At 60.8% G+C, this 16,669-nt stretch carries 18 protein-coding genes; 7 read left to right on the plus strand and 11 right to left on the minus strand.

The features are described from left to right. Positions 1-212 precede the first annotated feature (212 nt). The gene (locus CRO18_RS02520) at positions 213-1,442 is read left to right on the plus strand and encodes a putative DNA modification/repair radical SAM protein (protein WP_097080939.1); all 1,230 of its coding nucleotides are present in this window, start codon (positions 213-215) and stop codon (positions 1,440-1,442) included. Continuing rightward, on the plus strand, positions 1,442-2,278 hold the full coding sequence (locus CRO18_RS02525; RefSeq protein ID WP_249275970.1) for a TIGR03915 family putative DNA repair protein: 837 nt from the start codon (positions 1,442-1,444) through the stop codon (positions 2,276-2,278). The genes CRO18_RS02520 and CRO18_RS02525 overlap by 1 nt, the downstream gene beginning before the upstream one ends. On the opposite strand, the gene mntR is transcribed toward CRO18_RS02525, so the two are convergent. Then, the gene (gene mntR / locus CRO18_RS02530; protein ID WP_097080941.1) at positions 2,275-2,706 is read right to left on the minus strand and encodes a manganese-binding transcriptional regulator MntR; all 432 of its coding nucleotides are present in this window, start codon (positions 2,704-2,706) and stop codon (positions 2,275-2,277) included. The two genes, CRO18_RS02525 and mntR, sit on opposite strands and share 4 nt — an antisense overlap. A 134-nt stretch (positions 2,707-2,840) precedes the next feature. Here mntR and CRO18_RS02535 point away from each other — a divergent pair, with 134 nt between their 5' ends. The 3 genes from CRO18_RS02535 to cowN all read left to right on the plus strand — a co-directional run bounded on the left by CRO18_RS02535 (position 2,841) and on the right by cowN (position 5,032). Beyond that, positions 2,841-4,136: an Nramp family divalent metal transporter gene (locus tag CRO18_RS02535; protein ID WP_097080942.1), complete on the plus strand. Its 1,296-nt coding sequence runs from the start codon at positions 2,841-2,843 to the stop codon at positions 4,134-4,136. Positions 4,137-4,195: 59 nt separating this feature from the next. Beyond that, a complete protein-coding gene (locus CRO18_RS02540; protein WP_097081102.1) occupies positions 4,196-4,591 on the plus strand; it encodes a VOC family protein in 396 nt (131 codons plus the stop codon). 162 nt (positions 4,592-4,753) lie between these two features. Next, the gene (gene cowN / locus CRO18_RS02545) at positions 4,754-5,032 is read left to right on the plus strand and encodes a N(2)-fixation sustaining protein CowN (protein ID WP_076485305.1); all 279 of its coding nucleotides are present in this window, start codon (positions 4,754-4,756) and stop codon (positions 5,030-5,032) included. Between the two features lie 59 nt (positions 5,033-5,091). On the opposite strand, the gene CRO18_RS02550 is transcribed toward cowN, so the two are convergent. Beyond that, positions 5,092-5,505 (minus strand): hypothetical protein, encoded by a 414-nt coding sequence (locus CRO18_RS02550; protein WP_249275971.1) that lies wholly within the window; start codon positions 5,503-5,505, stop codon positions 5,092-5,094. A gap of 342 nt (positions 5,506-5,847) precedes the next feature. Continuing rightward, a complete protein-coding gene (locus tag CRO18_RS02555) occupies positions 5,848-6,294 on the minus strand; it encodes a hypothetical protein (RefSeq protein ID WP_097080944.1) in 447 nt (148 codons plus the stop codon). Between the two features lie 72 nt (positions 6,295-6,366). On the opposite strand from CRO18_RS02555, the gene deoC reads away from it, so the two are divergent. Then, a complete protein-coding gene (gene deoC / locus CRO18_RS02560) occupies positions 6,367-7,320 on the plus strand; it encodes a deoxyribose-phosphate aldolase (protein WP_097080945.1) in 954 nt (317 codons plus the stop codon). A gap of 7 nt (positions 7,321-7,327) precedes the next feature. Continuing rightward, positions 7,328-9,502, plus strand: coding sequence for an aldehyde dehydrogenase family protein (locus CRO18_RS02565; RefSeq protein ID WP_097080946.1), 2,175 nt, complete (start codon positions 7,328-7,330; stop codon positions 9,500-9,502). 49 nt (positions 9,503-9,551) lie between these two features. Here CRO18_RS02565 and CRO18_RS02570 read toward each other — a convergent pair whose 3' ends face one another. From CRO18_RS02570 to CRO18_RS02605, 8 genes are all read right to left on the minus strand, one after another. Then, on the minus strand, positions 9,552-10,145 hold the full coding sequence (locus CRO18_RS02570; RefSeq protein ID WP_097080947.1) for a DUF1523 family protein: 594 nt from the start codon (positions 10,143-10,145) through the stop codon (positions 9,552-9,554). 9 nt (positions 10,146-10,154) lie between these two features. Beyond that, positions 10,155-10,421, minus strand: a complete 267-nt coding sequence (locus CRO18_RS02575; RefSeq protein WP_097080948.1) for a hypothetical protein — start codon at positions 10,419-10,421, stop codon at positions 10,155-10,157. Beyond that, positions 10,418-11,830: a DUF6638 family protein gene (locus tag CRO18_RS02580; protein ID WP_076485240.1), complete on the minus strand. Its 1,413-nt coding sequence runs from the start codon at positions 11,828-11,830 to the stop codon at positions 10,418-10,420. The genes CRO18_RS02575 and CRO18_RS02580 overlap by 4 nt, the downstream gene beginning before the upstream one ends. Positions 11,831-11,836: 6 nt before the next feature. Beyond that, a complete protein-coding gene (locus CRO18_RS02585; RefSeq protein ID WP_097080949.1) occupies positions 11,837-12,142 on the minus strand; it encodes a hypothetical protein in 306 nt (101 codons plus the stop codon). Beyond that, positions 12,139-14,073: an ATP-binding protein gene (locus tag CRO18_RS02590; RefSeq protein WP_097080950.1), complete on the minus strand. Its 1,935-nt coding sequence runs from the start codon at positions 14,071-14,073 to the stop codon at positions 12,139-12,141. Before CRO18_RS02590 ends, CRO18_RS02585 begins: the two co-directional genes overlap by 4 nt. 7 nt (positions 14,074-14,080) lie before the next feature. Then, the gene (locus tag CRO18_RS02595) at positions 14,081-15,205 is read right to left on the minus strand and encodes a hypothetical protein (RefSeq protein ID WP_097080951.1); all 1,125 of its coding nucleotides are present in this window, start codon (positions 15,203-15,205) and stop codon (positions 14,081-14,083) included. After that, positions 15,206-16,270, minus strand: a complete 1,065-nt coding sequence (locus CRO18_RS02600; RefSeq protein ID WP_097080952.1) for a hypothetical protein — start codon at positions 16,268-16,270, stop codon at positions 15,206-15,208. Between the two features lie 118 nt (positions 16,271-16,388). Beyond that, a complete protein-coding gene (locus CRO18_RS02605) occupies positions 16,389-16,637 on the minus strand; it encodes a DUF167 domain-containing protein (RefSeq protein WP_097080953.1) in 249 nt (82 codons plus the stop codon). Positions 16,638-16,669 lie beyond the last annotated feature (32 nt).

The following is a 16,669-nucleotide window of genomic DNA, read 5'->3' on the forward strand; positions in this document are numbered from 1 at the left end:
TTAACATGAGACCCTCGCAGCATTCCGCTAGGCCTGCGCGTCTGGATCTGGACATCATCTGACGAGCAAGGCGCATGAAGAACCTATGAGGGAGCCCCGGCATCGAGGCGGATTGGCAGCATGATTAGGGCGACACCGTTGTTTTTTCCTTAAACGGAGCCTGCGACACGCACCGTCTTGCGCGAAAAGGGGCAAGAACATAATATGAACAAATGGCCCAGAAAGCGCTTTCAGAAAAACTCGCGATCCTTGCTGATGCTGCGAAATATGATGCCTCCTGCGCCTCGTCGGGGGGCGAGCGGCGCAATTCGCGTGCGGGCAAAAGCCTTGGCTCGACGACGGGGGCGGGCATCTGCCACGCTTGGGCGCCGGATGGGCGGTGCATTTCGCTTTTGAAAATCCTGCTGACGAATTTCTGCATTTACGACTGCGCCTATTGCATCAACCGCGCCTCCAGCGGGGTGGAGCGCGCGCGCTTCACGGTGGAAGAGGTTGTGACGCTGACGCTCGAGTTTTACCGGCGCAACTATATTGAGGGGTTGTTTCTCTCGTCCGGCATCATCCGTTCGCCGGATGAGACAATGGCCGAGATGGTGCGCGTTGCCCGCACCCTGCGCGAGCGGGAACATTTTCGCGGCTATATCCACCTGAAAACCATTCCCGATGCCGCGCCCGAACTGATTGCCGAGGCGGGAAAATGGGCGGATCGGCTGTCGATCAATGTGGAACTGCCGACCGAAGATGCGCTGAGCAGTTTGGCGCCCGAGAAATCCGTGCACACGATCCACGGCGCAATGGCCGAGGTGAAAGCGCGTGGCGAAGCCGCAAAAGACCGCACCAAACGCGGCACCCGCGCGCCGCGCTTTGCGCCAGCCGGGCAATCGACGCAAATGATCATTGGCGCCGATCCCGCAAGCGACGGGGAGATTTTGCACCGCTCCGCCCGGCTTTATGGCGATTATGCTTTGCGCCGTGTCTATTATTCGGCGTTTTCACCGATCCCGGATGCGTCGAAAATGCTGCCGCTGATCCGCCCACCCTTGGTGCGCGAGCATCGGCTTTATCAAGCCGATTGGCTGATGCGGAACTATGGGTTTGACGCGCCCGAGATTGCCGCGCCGGGCAAGAACCTTGATCTGGAGATTGACCCGAAGCTGGCGTGGGCCTTGGCGAACCGGCAGCACTTCCCGCTGGATGTGAACCGTGCGCCGCGTGAAATGCTTTTGCGCGTGCCGGGGATTGGCACCCGTAGCGTGGAGCGGATTTTGAAAGCGCGGCGCTATCGCACCCTGCGCTATGAAGATTTGGTCGCGATTGGCTGCGTGATCCGTAATGCAGAGCCATTCATCACCCTACCCGGCTGGTCGCCGCGTGGCCTGCCAGATGATGCGAACCTGCGCGCGCGCTTTGCCCCGCCGCCCGAACAGTTGAGCCTTTTCTGATGCAGGTGGTGCTGCCCCGGATCGGCACCGTCGCCGCATGGCGCAAGGAAGCGCGGCGCTTGGCGGCAGCGGGCGTTGCCCCCGAGGCGGTGATTTGGTCGGTCGGCACCGCCGCCCCGGATTTGTTTGCCGCTGCCCTACCCACAGCGGCGGGCGCGGTCGCGCTGACCCTGCCACGCGTGGCGGTGGAGGGGCTTGAAACCGCTTTGATGCATTCCGACCCGGAACGGTTTGCGCGCGCCTATGCGCTGGTGTTGCGGCTTTCGCGACGGGAGCTGCGCTGGGGCGACCGATCTGACCCAATGATGCGCCGCGTGCTTGACCAAGAAAAAGCCGTGCGGCGCGACATTCACAAGATGCATGCCTTTGTGCGCTTTCGCGAGGTGACGCCACCGGGCGCGAACCGGCGCGCCTTTGCCGCGTGGTTTGAGCCCGATCACCACATTCTAGAGGCAGGCGCGCCGTTTTTTGCGCGCCGCTTTGGCGATATGGATTGGCTGATCGCCACGCCCACACTGACCGCACGCTTTGAATGTGGCGAGATGCAAATTTCTGAAACCTGTGACACGAGGCCCCCGCCTGCGGATGCAACCGAGCATCTTTGGCGAGTCTATTTTGCCAATATCTTCAACCCGGCGCGGTTGATGGTGCAGGCGATGCAATCGAACATGCCGCGCAAATATTGGAAGAACCTGCCCGAGGCGGATTTGATCCCGGAGTTGATCCGCTCTGCCCCCGCGCGGGTGGCCGCGATGCGGGAGGCTGAGGCACAGGCCCCCGATCCGCGTTTGCAAAAACGGCTTAGCGCGATTGCCGCGCAGCGCATCAAAGATTAGCGGCGGGCCAAAAACGCCTCAAACGCTTTCAGGGTGACATCGGAAACGTGATGCTCCAACCCTTCAGCGTCAATTTCAGCGGTCTCTTGCGGCACGCCAACGGCCACGAGCAGATCCACCACAACCCGGTGACGCATCCGCACCCGCGCGGCCAGGGCGGCCCCCTGTTCTGTTAGGAACACCCCGCGATAGGGGCGCGACACAGCGAGCCCTTCGCGCTTGAGCCGCGCCACGGCTTTGGTTGCGGTCGGATGGGTCACGCCCATGCGCGCGGCAATATCGGTGATGCGCGCCTCGCCCATTTCTTGGGCCAAATCGTCGATCATCTCGGCATAATCCTCAAGCACCGCCATGCTTTGCGCCGCGCGCGCTTGGGTAAAGCGCTCGGGCGTGGGAACCTGCCCCTCGTCTGCGGTGTTGTCGCTCATCTGCCGTCCTCCCGGCTTGGTTTTGGCAGTTTTGCCCGGGTTTTGCAAATCGTTCACAAAACTGCGTTTCCGTGCTGTTTGACAGAAATGTAGCCAGGGCTATAAATCAAGGTCAAGACAACGGGAGTGCCGCAATGCAGAATGACCGCTCACTGACCGGGCGCACCCGCGCCACGATGTCCGCCGTGATCAGCGGCGAGCGGCGCGGCCCGTTGGCGATGCTGGCCTTTGTGGGCCCGGCGGTGATTGCCTCGGTCGCCTATATGGACCCGGGCAATTACGCGACGAACATCCAAGCGGGTGCGGGCTATGGCTATGCGCTGTTATGGGTCGTGTTGATGGCGAACCTGATTGCGATGCTGTTTCAGGCGCTTTCGGCGCGCTTGGGCATTGTGACCGGGCGCAACTTGGCAGAGTTGAGCCGCGATCACCTGCCCCGCCCGCTGGTTTATGTGATGTGGTTCATCTCTGAGATCGCCGCGATGGCCACGGATTTGGCGGAATTTCTCGGCGGGGCCATTGGTCTTTCGCTGCTGCTGGGCATTCCGCTGATCTGGGGCATGGTGATCACCGCAATCATCACCTATGCGATTTTGCTGATGGAAGCGCGCGGCTTTCGCCCGATGGAAATTGCCATTGGCACACTCGTTGGCTTGATTGGTCTTTGCTATTTGGCAGAAATCCTGATTGCGCCGGTGGATTGGACGGCGGCGGGCCTTGGCCTTGTTTCCCCGGACCTGCCCGATGCCGGGGCACTGACGATTGCGGTGGGGATCATTGGCGCGACCGTCATGCCGCATGCGATTTTTCTGCACTCGGGCCTGACGCAGGGCCGCGCCGTGTTGCGCAATGATGACGAGCGCCGCCGCGTGCTGCGGATTTCCAACATTGAGGTAATCGTCGCGCTGGCGGTGGCGGGGCTGATCAATATGGCAATGGTGATCATGGCGGCCTCTGCCTTCCATCGCGGCCATGCGGAAGTGGCCGAGATTGAAACCGCCTATCACATGCTGACGCCGCTTTTGGGCGCAGCGGCTGCAGGGGCGTTTTTGATCTCGCTGATCGCCTCTGGGATCTCGTCTTCCGTGGTGGGGACGATGGCGGGGCAGTTGATCATGCAGGGCTTCTTGCGGATCACTATTCCGCTATGGCTACGCCGCGCCATCACGATGCTGCCCGCGTTTGCGGTGGTGGCTTCGGGGGCGAATGCCACACAAGCGCTGGTGATGAGCCAAGTCGTTTTGTCGATCGCGCTTCCCGTGCCGATGCTGGCGCTCTTGTGGCTCATTCGCAAGCCCGAGGTGATGGGCGCTTTTGTGCCGCGCCAGTATATTCAAGCCCTGGCAGGGCTCGGCGCCGCGTTGGTGCTCGGGCTGAACTTTGTGCTTTTGGCGGGCGCTTTCGGGATTGCCATGCCGTTCCTTGAATAACGCCCCACCCTTGCGCCCGCCCGTGAGGGTTGTAAGGCTCATATAAAATGGAGGGCAGCATGGCCAAAATGATCCACTCAATGATCCGCGTTCTGGATGAGGCGCGCTCACTTGCCTTTTACGAAACCGCCTTTGGGCTGAAGGTCGCGGATCGGCTCGACTTTCCCGAATTCACCCTGATTTACCTTGCCAACGAGGACAGCACCTTTGAACTGGAGCTGACCGTGAACAAGGGCCGCGAAACGCCCTATGACTTGGGCGACGGCTACGGGCATTTGGCGGTGTCGGTGCCCGATGTGGCGGCGGAACATGCGCGGCTGGAAGCGGCGGGCCTCGCCCCGCGCAAGATTGTTGATTTTGCGCCCGCTGGCACCGTGATCGCGCGGTTCTTCTTTATTGCCGACCCGGACGGCTACCAGATCGAGGTGCTCGAACGCGGCGGGCGTTACCTCTAAGCGCTTGAACATCGGGCACGGCTGGCGCGCTTTTTGCTGCAATTTTGCGGGGAGGGCGGGGCAGCCCGGCTATTGTGCTGGAACTGTCGCGGACCTGACAGAATGCATGCCTGCGCTGTCGCACAAACGACAGTCAGGCAAAAGACAGACAGGACTATGAAGATGAACGACGAGACGCCCGACCGTTATGTGACCTTCCTTGGCCTCGATTGCGATGCCAAGGCCGACAGGCTTTATCAGATGCTGCAAGCTCGAATGGCGGGGAATGACTCGCCTTGGGTGGGCTATTTCGAGAAAAAACTGGCCGAGAATACGCGCATGGGCCACGACATGCTGCGCTTCGTCGGTGCGCAGGTGAATGCGCTGATGAGCTTCTTCGAAGAGGAAGACGACGAAGAGGCGCTCGTCCTGCTTCACCACCTCGAATATCACTGCTGCTGATCTGCGGGCCTAGCGCGCAGTCAAAACCGGCGCCCCGCCTGGCGCGGGGCGCGATCCGTTTAGCAAGGCGGATAGCCCATCTCGATTAACCGCGTGCCTGTGACCTCGTAATAGCCAACAATCGTGTGACGCCCGGTGCTCATGTACCAAGAGAGCAAGGGCTCGCGATAACCGCTCGCCATGATCTCTGACCAATAGTCGAACTTCTCGCGTGGCAGCGGCGTGCCACTGCGGCTTGGCCCATGAAAACCGAAAACGGCGGTGGGCGCGACACAGACATTCGGCAAGCTTAGATACATTGTGCAAGCCGAGATGCAGGTGCCGCGCAGTTCAACCCGCGTGCCCGAGGCGCGCAAGGTGTCAATCTCGCGGCGACGCTTGGCAAGATAGCCGCCCCAGTCAGAGCGCACGACCAAGGTGCTGCTGCTGGCGGTCCAGAGGATGTCTTGAGATTGCGCAGGACTGGCAATCACACCGACAAGCCCAAAAATCACAACTGCCCGTAGCGACCGCGCAACATACACACGCAGCCGCCTGCACAGGCTCTGCGCCTGTCCTTGCATGAGGTTTACCCCTTCGTTCCACAAACGCCGGGGCGTGGCCTTTGATCCACCTGCGCCCGACGACCCAACGAACAGGAAACACAATCTCTGTTAACGGCTGGTGAGCGGCAGCCGGAAACGGCGCTCTCTTCGCTTCAAAATTGAGATGAATCCGTGTGACTGCAGGCGCAGCAACGCAAAGGGCGCAAAGGCGCCCCGCGCGTTTTACCAATCATTTGAATAGGTTCGTGCGTCCGTGGAGGCAATCGAGGGTTACAGACGCGCGAAGAACGGGTCGATATCCCAATAGGCGAGCAAATCACGCGCCTTCTTACAGGGCATGCCCAGCAGTTCCATCGCATAGACATCCATCGAAATCAGCGCCGCCAAGCGATACCCTTGCATCGCGGCATCGCGCACCGGGCTTGATTTCGTGAAAGAGCTTTCTATCGCCGAAGCCGCCGAGACCAGCGCAAAACCCAGTTCCAGTGGCGGTTCGTCGGGCCAGCGCTCGACCATGTCCCGCACAAGGCTACGCCATGCGTCATCGCTGCGCATCAAACGCTCGATGGCAAACGCCACCCGTTCCTCGATTCGCAAAGACATCACGGTCATCGTCACCTCGAACGATCCCACCAACCGCAATTCCGGGCAAGCCGCAATGCCTTTGGCGTAGTTTTCCCCAACTTTCGATTTGTGAACCCATGGGTCGGCAGACACATGCCGAAGGCATCCCCGTTGAAGCCACCCGCCGCAACGGCTAGCCTGCCCGCACACAAGCACAGGTCGGCCATGACGCACCCCCAAACTCGTAACCCCGGCACCGCCCTTACCCCCTCGTGGTTCGAGGACGTGGCCGTTAACACCCCCGCAGCCGAAGAACGCGCCACAAAGCTGACCGCCAACAGGCCCCTCAAAGGGACATGGCAGGCCGCTTGGCTCGTCAATGCGATCCGGTGCATGGACCTAACCACGCTTGCGGGCGACGACACCGAGGCACGGGTGGCACGACTTTGTGCCAAGGCCCGCCGTCCGATTGCCGAGCCTATCCTTTGTGCGTTGGGGCTGGACCATCTGACGACTGGCGCCGTCTGCGTTTACCCTACCATGGTTCGTTCGGCAGTGCGCGCGCTCGATGGGTCAGGCATTCCAGTCGCTTCCGTGGCGACAGGCTTTCCATCGGGGTTAATGCCCCTAGCCTTAAGGTTACAAGAAATTAACTATGCTGTCGCAGAAGGTGCCGCCGAGATCGACATCGTGATCACCCGCGCCCATGTTTTGCGCGGTGAATGGGCGGCGCTTTACGATGAAATCGCTGCGATGCGAGACGCCTGCGGCGACGCGCATATGAAAGCGATCTTGGCGACGGGCGACCTGCAAACGCTGACGAATGTCTATAAAGCCTCGATGGTGGCGATGCAGGCGGGGGCCGATTTCATCAAGACCTCGACCGGGAAAGAAGCGGTGAATGCCACCCTGCCCGTCTCGCTCACGATGGTGCGGGCGCTTCGCGATTATGGGGACCGCACGAGGGCGCGCGTGGGCTTCAAACCCGCAGGCGGGATGAAAACCGCACAAGATGCCCTGAATTGGCAGACCTTGATGAAGGAAGAACTCGGCAATGACTGGCTGCAGCCTGACTTGTTCCGGCTTGGGGCCTCGTCGATGCTGGGCAATATCGAATTGGCGCTGAGCCACTATGTCACCGGGCGCCTTGCCGCCAGCCACCGCCACGCAATTGCCTGAGGGAAAGATGCCTTCCGTGACCGAGATCCTTGAGATGATGGACTATGGCGCCGCCCCCGTAAGCGATCGGCCCGCGCAGGACTGGCTTAAGGCGCATAGCCCCCTAGGCCATTTTATCGGGGGAGCTTTCACCGAAGCGGCGAATGGTCAAGCTTTGCTATACCCCGCAACCGGCAAAGAGCTTGCACAGGTGGCCCAAGGCAGCGCCGATGACGTGACCCGCGCTGTGGCAGCCGCACGTGCGGCAGCCCCCGGTTGGGCCGCCCTCCCTCCGCATGAGCGCGCCGAGCATCTTACCAAGCTCGCTGCCCTTTTGCGCAAACGGCAAGAGGTGCTCGCCCAACTTGCAACGCGAGAGAGCGGGCGCGCGATCCACACCACCACCGCGACCGACATGCCGGAGGCGATTGCGCAGTTCACCCATTTCGCCCACCGCGCCGAACTTCTGGACGAGACCTTCCCCGGTCGCGCGCCGCATGGCGTTGTGGGGATCATCTTGCCCGCGCCGCGCGCCTTTGTGACCTTGGCGGCAAAAGCAGCCCCAGCGCTTGCTGCAGGAAATACGGTTGTTTTGAAACCCGCCGCAGAAGCCCCACTGACCGTGCTGGCCTTTACAGCGATCTGCGCCGAGGCGGGTCTGCCTGCCGGGGTGATCAATGTGGTCACCGGCGAGGCAGAACCGGATCTGGCCCTTGCCGGCGCCGGTGTTGATATGCTGTCCTTCACCGGGCCAACAGAGACGGGCCGCGCCCTGCGCATCGCTACGGCGGGGTCAGGCAAAACCTTGGCTTTGGCGCTTGGCGGCAGGCCGCCCCATCTGATTTTTGCCGATGCAGACTTGGATGCTGCGGTCGAAGGCGTGGTGACCGCACTTGAAAGCAGCCCCCGGCTTTTGGTCGCCGAAGCGGTGCTTGAGCGCTTTACGCAAAAGCTCACCCGGCGGCTTGAAACGCTGCGTATCGGCGACCCGCTCGACAAGGGCACAGATCTTGGGATCACCGTGCCCCCGTCGCACTTGGCGGAGATCCGCGCCCGTATCGCGCAAGGCGTCGAAGCCGGGGCGGAATTGGTGCAGCCAAGCTTGAGCGCGAACCTACCGGAAAACGGGCAGTTTTGCCGCCCCGGTTTGCTCCTTCAGGTCTTCCCCGCCAACCCGTGTTTTGATGCAGAAACCTTGGGCCCCACTGCGACGCTCACCAGCTTCCGCACCCCGGCCGAGGCGGTGGAGCTTGCCAATAACAGCCGTTTCGGGCGCGCCGCGGCGGTCTGGTCGGAAAATATCACGCTCGCAACCGATATCGCGGCGCAGATCGAAACCGGCACTGTTTGGATCAACAGCAGCGACCTGAGCGCCCCCGGCGCACCGCAAGAGGGTCTGCGCGAAAGCGGTGTTTCTCAGGCGGGGCTCGCGGCCTACCTCGCCCCGAGCACTGTGCCTGCCCTGCCAGAGCCCCCGGCGGTAATGATCCCGGAAAGCGTGCTGGGGGAAAGCGATGTTGCCAAGGCGGTGGCACAGGCTGAAAAAGCAGGCGGCTGGAGCCAGAAGACTAGCGGTGACCGGGCGCAGGTCTTGCGTGCCTTTGGCGCAGAGCTTGCGGTGCAACAAGCGCGGATCGCAGAGCGCTTGCAAAGCCTCGGCCATGACCCGCAAGAGGTGGCGCAAGCGATCCGCTTGGCCTATCGCTGCGCGGCCCATGCCGAAACCGGGGCAGATGAGGTGCTGCGGCCCGCTCCCAAAACCTTGGCCCTTGCCCAAAGCTTGCCTTGGGGCGTTCTGGGCGTCGCCTGCCCGGTGACGCAGCCGCTTTTGGGCTTTGCCGCGCTGGTGCTGCCCGCGCTGGCGATGGGCAACCGGGTGGCCGCGATCCCTGCCCCTTCTCTGGCACAGATCCTGCCGGATCTGGCGCAGATGCTCACCAAAGCGGGGCTGCCGGGGGGTGCGCTTTCCCTCGTCAACGGTCCGCGCGATACTTGGGTTCAAACGCTTGCCCGCCATGACGGGGTGGCGGCGCTTTGGTACGCGGGCAATGCAGAGGGCGCGGCCATGGCGGAACGCCAAAGCGCGGGCAATCTGAAAGCCACATGGTGCCCGACAGAACGCGATTGGTCCGCGCAACCGCTCAGCGAAACCCTTGCCCAAGCGCGCCAAAGCAAAACCATCTGGCTGCCCCACGGCGCATGAAAAAACCGCGCCCCAAGGGGCGCGGCTTCATTCGCTTAGGCAATCGTTCTTAGAACCGATCCGTCACATCTTCGATCCGGTCGGCCACATCTTCCAGCACCGGGTCGATCGAACGGCGGCGGAACTGAATCCACAGCGCGCGGATCGTCAGCACCAGCATCCCAAACAGCGTCAGGAAGATGATGTTGAACCACGGAATCACCGAGGCGTCTTTGCTCTCCACCGGTTGGATCGCTACGGCATTGGGGAAGATCGAGAGGATCTCACTGCGCCAGCCGTAATGGGTCACCACCGCCCATTTCGGATTTTCGGGCGAGGATTTCAGGTCATCGGCTTCGGTTTGCAGGTTGGCCGTGTCAAATTTGAAATAGGGCGGCCAGCCCCAACCGGTATCTTCGTTACGATAGACCACGGGTTTGCCCGCAGCGGTCACCGTCGAGATAAATTGCACATCGCGGTTCACCAGCGAAGCAGATTGATCTTCGGGGCTCGACCAGAAAATCCGCGTCCAATCCCCCAGATCTTGCCGTTCTTGGTAGGTGTTTACCACCCGCACAACATCGTGCTGCGGCAGCGTGTAATGCAGGAAGGCACCAACGATCACCGCAACGATCGTCCAGAAAGTCCATTTCACATAGGTCATTGCAGCCTCTCAGTTCACGAAATAGATCAGCGCGCCCACCACAAGGTAGGGCACCAGCACGACGAGCCAAAGGCCGCGCCGCACCCAACTTCTTTTGAACGCCTCCATCTCAACGTCGATAAAGGGTTCGCGTTCCATTGCTCCGCCGGCTTCGCCCCGGTCCCAAGCGTTTTCAAGGGCTTCGCGCTTTCGCGAGGTGATGTAAAGTCGAAGCGCCCAATAGGTCACAAATGCCAAAGCCGCTTCGATTAGCAGAAGTCTGGTAAATCCGATCATGTCCGCCCCCTCAACACGGCCCCCCAAGGGCCGACGAGATCAATCGGGTCACGGCTGGGCAGCGGGGGCGGTGGCGATTTGCGCGGGCTGCCCCAAGGGCCTGCCTGCACCGGCACAGGTGCCTTGGCTGTCTCCGTGGCCTCTTCCATGCCCGGTTCCGACCCAAAGAGCCGTTTGCGCGCACCGGCCTTATCGATTTGGTACTCCGTTTCGAGAAATTCCGCCACCCACGCCTTTTTCACCTCGGGCCAGCCCGCATAAAGCCGGTAGAAAAGCTCTTTGTGACAGATGAACAATTGCCGCACATCCAGCGGGCTGAGTTCGGCCAAGAGCCGGTTCACCAGATCGCGCAGCGGGCCGGGCCGGGCGCGCAGGGTGTAGAAATAAGCCGGATGGTTGCTGTCAATCTCGGGCCACGCGCCACCGGCCTCGACCCAGCGCAACAGCGCCGCAAGCGCCTCAAATTCACGCGGCAACACACTGCCCAATTGCCCCGCCACACCGCGCAGCGCGCGCCGGTCGCCTGCGCCGATAGGCAGGCCCAATTCAGCCGCGGCAGAGACCAGAATGAAATCCATCTTCTGGCGCAAGATCGCGCCCGCATCGGTGCCACGCGCCTTTACGATGGGTTCGACAAGGCCGTTGACATCCAAAAACCGCGCAATCGCATTGCGATCCGTGCCGCTGATCATGTCATGGGGCAGACCTTGCAGCAGCTCCCCCATGCCGATCACCGCTTTATGGCGCGGCGTGCGGAAGAGATAAACACCACCAAAATGCGATGTCCAAAAATCTGGCGCATCAAATTGGGTTTTGCCAAATTTGACCGGGTGGCGCGTCACATCACCGGTTTTATCTGCCAGCGTGATCATCTCGCCGATCAGCGCATCATCATACCAGCCCGCAGGATCGGTGCGAAACCGGGTGATCAGCCCGGCCAATTTCTCAGCTTCCGCAACATGGTTGCCGGTCGTATCGGCGGCCACATTGAAATAGCGCAGGCCGATGAGCTGCGCGGGGGTTTCTAGGCTGTAGACGGTATCTTCCACCTCCCCCAAAACCGCATCGCGCGCGGTGAGCGAGAAAAGCTGCGCTTCATTCGCCTCGATGAACTCGCGCAAAATCGCGCGTTCAGTGGAGAAGGTCGCCTCCAGAAGCGGCGCGGTTTTCTGCTCCGGGCTGAGCAAAATGAACTGCCGATTGACGCCATTGGGGTTGAGGTAGCGGCTATTGCCCAATTCGTCGCCCACCTCGGGGCTGTAGCCCGAAATGTCGATATGAAAGGCGTCAAGCCCGGTGGTCTTGCCCGTCAGCTTTTGCAGGGCGCGGTTATAGCGCTCAATCAACGCCGGGCTTTCCACCCGGATCAGATTGCCAAACATCAACCCCTTGTCGATCAGGCGTTTCATCGGCTCCTAGCCCCGCAATTTTGTCAAAAGCACACGCCCGCTTTTGACGATCACACTCGCCCCCAGAACAGCCACAAGCCCGAACACAAAATAAGCGGCAAAGAGTTCGTATGGGGCGCCGGGCACGGTGCAGCTTTCAGCGGCGGTGAGTCTGATCACGAAATCCGCGCCGCACATGGTGCCGGTGCCAAAATAGGCCGGCACCAAGGCGCCAAAGGGCACCAAGACCAGCATCTTCCCCCAGCCCGCACGGGAGAGGAAAAACGCCACCAAAAGCGCCACGAGCCCGAAATAGAGTGCGAACATGGTCATTGTTTTTCCTCCAGATAGCGCCGCTTCGCCTCTTCTGCGCGCTGCATGTCGCGGACCATGCCCGCGATCGCGACCTCGTCGGATTTGTCGGCATAGCGGAATTCGCTATCGGCGTAGCGGTTGATTTCTTGCACAACCATCTCTGCCGTGATCGGGCGGCGCAGTTCCGCGATCATCTCGGATTTACGATCATAGGGCTGGAACAGGAAAAGATCGGGGTTTTCCATCCAGTCATCGGGCAGTTCAAAATCCATCGCCCGGACTTTCACCGCATCGGTGATGTTCTTGATCGCGCGACCGGTAAAGCGCGGATCGGCCTCTTTGATCGCTTTGAGGTAAGCGCCCAGCTTTTCCAGCGTATCAAGGGCACCACGCTGCTGGCTCACCTGCGCAAACACGCTTTGCAGCCCCGGTTCCGCAGGCTGGCTGTGGCGGGCAAAGCTTTCGGCCACCGCGCGCTGAATTTCTTGCGCGGCATAAAGGTCGTGATCGCCAAGCGGGATCGCGTGTTTCTTGCCCAAGAGCAGCGTCAAAATATCAATGTAATCTTCGCGTGTTTGCGGGCCATCAACCAAAAAACGCGCCCCCGCGCGCTGGCGCAACGCATCATCCACATTTTCCGGAAAGTTGGAAAACATGCCAAAGGTGCAATTACCGCGCACGACAGTATTGGCGCCAGCAAAGGCCTCCATCAAAACGGCGGTGACCTCTTGCTGCCCCGCCGAGGATTGCCGATCCCCGCGCTTGCCGGCGATCTGGTCGATGTCATCCACCGTGCCAAAACCGATCACGGCAGGGTCCATAATCTCGGAGATGAACGCCTTGGCGTTTTGACCCGATTTGCCCTGATAGCTGTCGATATTGTCGATGCCAAAGTTTTGGTAGCGAAACGGATAGCCCGCGACCTTGCAGTACTCGTTCAACAGCCCCGCCATCATTTGAATGAGCGTGGTTTTCCCTGTGCCCGGTGCGCCATCGCCCATGAAGGTGAAGATAAAACCACCGAGTTCGGCAAAGGGGTTCAGCTTGCGCTCGAAGTCATAGGCCATCAGCATTTTGGCAAGCCGCATCGCCTGATATTTGGCGATATGGTTGCCCACAACCTCTTGCGGGCGTTTGAATTGCATCACCAGCGTGGAGCCGCGCGCCTTGCGGGGCGGCGCAAAACCTGCAATCGGCAGATCATCGGCCTCCACCCGCCAATTGGCGCGGGTGAACGCGCCAATGCGCGGCGCGGCTTCACCGCGCGCAGCTGCCTTGGCGGACAATTCCTCGGCAAAGGCCAAGACGGTGGCGATCAGCTTGCTTTCATCCTCAGCAAAGGTGGCAATGTCTTGATCCAACTCCCAAAGCGCGCCGTGCAGCGCCAAGATCGCATTATCGCTCAGCACCTCTTCCACGGCCCCAATTTCAACAACCGCCTCACCTGCCTGATCGGCGAGCAAGAAAGCGAGCGCATTGGCGAAACTGCCCAAAACTGCAAAGCTTTCGGCGGCCAGAAGTTCGGAAAATTCCGCCCGACGGGGTTGCGGCAAGCGGCCTTCAAGATTGGCTTTTTTCAGCTCTTTCAGCCCGGTCACTTCAGAGAAACTCTCGCCAATCGCCAAAGCAATCGCCAAGGCGCGGCGCAGGTCTTGCGCGACGGTCGCAGCGGCGGGTGTAGGCAGCGTATCGCCCGTGGCATCATTGATCCGCTCAAGCAGCCGCACGCCCTCGCTGCGCGCGGTGGGGCGCGTCACCAAGCCCGGCGTGGTGGAGCGAAACCGCCGCGTGCCGGTGGTGATGCCAGCGGAGCGTTCCTGCCCAACAGGCGCAGAGGCTTTGGCCAAACGCGGCACATGGTCAAACCCCTCCAGCATCGCCTCGGCGGCGGGGTAATGCGCGCGGATCGCCTCTTCGCGCAGTTCCATTTCGTCGCGTTGTCCGCTCATAAAATCCTCATTGTGAAACAATCACCCGGTCGCCCGCGCCGACCACAAATTTGCGCACATCGGCAAAGCCGGGGGGGTTCAATTCGGCCAAAGCCTGATAGGGGCGCTGCGGCAAAATCAGCGCGCGGCGCATTCGCGTAGCCCCGCGCTCGGCCCCGGCGGGGCTGAGCGGATCGAGTTGAAACACCTCGCGCTCGGTGGCGGAAAACCAGCCCTTTTCCAACTCCACCCGCGCGCTTTCCAACTCTTCCACCGTCCAAGCCAGTGCCCAATCATCGCCTTCTGGCGCGCGTGCGGTTTCTAACACCTCGCGAATGGGGCCGGTTTGCAGCGTGTAGGCGTGCGAATACATCGGCCCCAGATGGATGCGCAAAAGCCGCTTGGGGTGCAGATCGTCAAAATCAGCATCAATCCCGCGCGCGATGGTAAGCAGTTTCAGATCGGTGATCGACTGCGCCAGCAGATGCGCCTCCAGCCGCGCGCGCCGCCCCGCATCTTGCGACAGCGGCAAACGGCCCGAGTCTTCCAGATCAAGAATATAGATCACCGGCAGGTTTAACGTGCTGTCGTAAACCGCCCAATGCGCCCGCAGCCGGGCACGCCCCTCGACCACGCCCAAATGATCAAACGCGGGTGGCATTTGCGGCCAGAAAAGACCGCCCTCCCCCAAAGCCTCCAGATAGAGCCTTTGGCTGAGCGCGTATTGCAGATCGGTTGGCACTTCGCGCCGGGCGATGATGCGCTGCACCATCTGCTTTTTCAGAACCTCCGCGCTTTCCATCCGGGAAAGCTGCATCTGCGCCTGCGCGGCATCATTCGCCATTGTCAGAATTTCCTGAAAAACAGGAAAGCCGCTTTCATGCAGGTCAATCGTCAGATGGCGGTTCACCACGCCCGTCAGCCGCCCCGCGATCAGATATTTGAGCGAGAGCGCCCGAAAGCTTGCGGCGAGCGCCTGCGCATAGCCCACAAGCACCGCGCTTTCAGAGGGCGCGAAACTGCCGCCCGCTTCCATCTCGCGCACCACGCTTTGCAACAGCCCGGTGATGCGCTCGAATTTCGCAAAATAGCGCCGCGCCGCAGCCTCATCCTCAAGCGGCTTGTGATCGCGGGTCAGATCGGTCTCGACCACTTAGCCCCCATACAGGTTTTTATCGTGTTTCTCGACAATGGCGGCAAAGCGGCGGGCAAAGCGCTCATCGGCTTTTGCTTTGTCTTCCAGCACTTTGCGGGCAAAGACCATTTGATCGCCATGGGCTTCCAGCATCTCGGCCATACGCCGATTGGTGGCCGCGCCAATCCCCGCCATCGCCGCTTGCGCCTCTTGATCGGTTTTCACGCCGATTTCGTTGATGCGGTGGGCAATGTCTTGCTGCTGCGCGGTTTTGAGCGATTTCGTCAGCGCATCATAAAGCACCACGCGCTGCTTGGTGTCGGTCATCAGCTTGTTGATCAGCACCATCTGCGTCGCCGCCTGATTGGTCAGGCTATCGACCCAAGTTTTGCCCTGTTCGATATAGCGTTCCAAGGTTTGGCTTTTCGCAAGCTGCACCTGCTCATCTTGCACCATTGCATTGTAGCGCAGGTTCAAATCGGCCAGTTCGGTTTCCAGCCGGGTGCGCGCGGCGGCATCTTGCTCGACCGCGATTTTGTTTTCCAATTCGATGATTTTGGGATCAATCGCCAAAATCTCGGCGCGGGTCTTTTCCAGCGCGGCGACGGTGGCTTCGCGCTCATCAAGCGTTGCTTTCAGGTTCGTTTCAACCTTGCCCTTTTGCTCATTGAGCACGGCCAATTGGCCTTCAAGCAGGGTCACAATCGTATCGGATTTGGCGATCAGATCTTGCAGCTTGGCATCAATCGAGGCCGCGCGCAGCCGCTCCGCCCGCATCGATTCCGCCTTAGTTTTGGAGAAAAAACCCACAAGGCTTTCCATCCCCGACTTGGAGCGTAGCCCGTCAAATTCCTTTGAAAAGCCGGTCGTCAAATCATCAAGCCCCATGATGAGTTCTGCGATATTGGCGTTCATCGTATCGGTATGGGCCTGAACATCGGCAAGGGTGGCGTTTTCGATATCGAGCGCCTGCCCCGGCTCGGCCCGCGCTTGCGAGATTTTCGCCGTCACCGCTGAAATCTTTGCCTGCGCCTGCGCCACCTGCTGCTTGCTTTGCGCAATCTGTGCGTCCAACCCGCTCATCTGGCCCTCCAATGTTAATGCACTTTACAAATTGGGATGCCAAAGCGGCATTGTAAGTCCCTGCGGCAAAAGCGTAGCGAATTCGGCTTAGCGGGGCCAGCCTTTCTGCCCCGAAAGGTCAATCCAGCCGAAAGACCTTGTCGCGCGCGGTTTCGCCGCGAATAAGCGTAAGCCGCGTTTTGGCAACGCCCAAGCTTTTGGCCAAGAGCTTCACCACCGCCGCATTGGCTTTGCCATTTTCGGGTACCACAGTGACATAGGCGCGCAGACCATCCTCCCCCGCAACGATCTGGTTGCGCGAGGCTTTTGGGGTCACCCGCAGCGCGATTTCCGCGCCGGGAACGGCAAGATGGCTGAGGTCGCTCATACGCGCTTCATAACGCGGGTGCGGGCAAAGCG

Source organism: Rhodobacter sp. JA431 (genome assembly GCF_900217725.1).
GTDB classification, from domain to species: domain Bacteria; phylum Pseudomonadota; class Alphaproteobacteria; order Rhodobacterales; family Rhodobacteraceae; genus Rhodobacter; species Rhodobacter aestuarii.